This window comes from Microcystis sp. LE18-22.4A (assembly GCF_027531105.1).
Taxonomy (GTDB): Bacteria; Cyanobacteriota; Cyanobacteriia; order Cyanobacteriales; family Microcystaceae; genus Microcystis; species Microcystis aeruginosa.
Genome location: NZ_JAPZRB010000570.1, coordinates 1 through 1132, shown reverse-complemented (window position 1 = coordinate 1132; position 1132 = coordinate 1). Strand labels below are relative to the sequence as shown.

Annotated in this window: 1 protein-coding gene; it reads left to right on the top strand. The window is 41.9% G+C overall.

Features of this window, described 5'->3' with window-relative positions; genetic code table 11:
* Positions 1-8: 8 nt before the first annotated feature.
* A partial coding sequence (locus O9295_RS24615; RefSeq protein WP_288035935.1) for an RNA-guided endonuclease InsQ/TnpB family protein occupies positions 9-1132 on the top strand: 1124 nt, incomplete at its 3' end.

Sequence of the window (1132 nt, the reverse complement as noted above, 5' to 3'; positions counted from 1 at the left end):
TTAACCCAATGAAAGCGAGGTATCAATACCGTATTTACCCAACAGACCAACAAAAGAGGCTTTTGTCTCAATTGTTCGGGTGTGTGCGCGTTGTCTGGAACGATACCTTAGCTTACTGTCAAGAACTCTATCGACAAGGGGAGAAAAAGCCAAAATATACCGAGTTATCTAAAAGACTAACTCAAATTAAAAAGACGACAGAAAAAGTCTGGCTGACCGAGGTTTCTTCTATCCCTTTGCAGCAGTCTTTGAGAGACTTAGAGACAGCCTATTCTAACTTTTTTGCATCTTGCAAGGGAGAGAGAAAAGAAAAGAAAGTCAAACCTCCCAAGTTTAAAAAACGTAAATCTAAACAATCGGCAAGATTTACTGACAATGGTTTTACCATCAATCAATATCACGTTACTTTAGCAAAAATCGGTGATTTAAGAATCGTTTGGAGTCGCCCATTACCCTCTAAACCTTCTAGCGTCACTGTGATTAAAGACGCGGCAGCTCGCTATTTTCTCAGCTTTGTTGTCGAGATTCAGCCCGAAATACTTCCTAATAACGGGGAGTCCGTGGGAATCGATCTAGGGATTGCTACTTTTGCTACCCTCTCAACAGGGGAAAAGATAGACGCACCGAAACCGTTAAAGAAACAATTAAAACGGCTAAGAAAGGCACAGAAAAACCTTTCTAGAAAGCAAAAAGGAAGTAACCGACGGGAAAAAACAAGAAAACGAGTGGCTAAAATCCAGGCAAAGATTAAAGACACTCGCACTGATTTCTTGCAGAAACTATCCACTAGAATCGTTCGTGAGAATCAAACGATAGTTTTAGAGGATTTAAACACATCGGGAATGCTTAAGAATCGCAAGTTATCCCGTGCCATATCAGACTTAGGATGGCGTTCTTTCCGAGATATGCTATCGGCAAAATCTGATAAATATGGGCGTAATTTTCGGATAATTTCCCGATGGGAGCCAACGTCTCAGCGATGTTCCTGTTGTGGGAATATTGGCGGGAAAAAAGCGTTAAATATCCGTGAGTGGGAATGTCTTTTCTGTGGGACTTTTCATGATCGAGACGTGAACGCCGCAATTAATATCAAGGTCGCCGGTGGGCAATCGGAGACCTCAAAAAACGGACG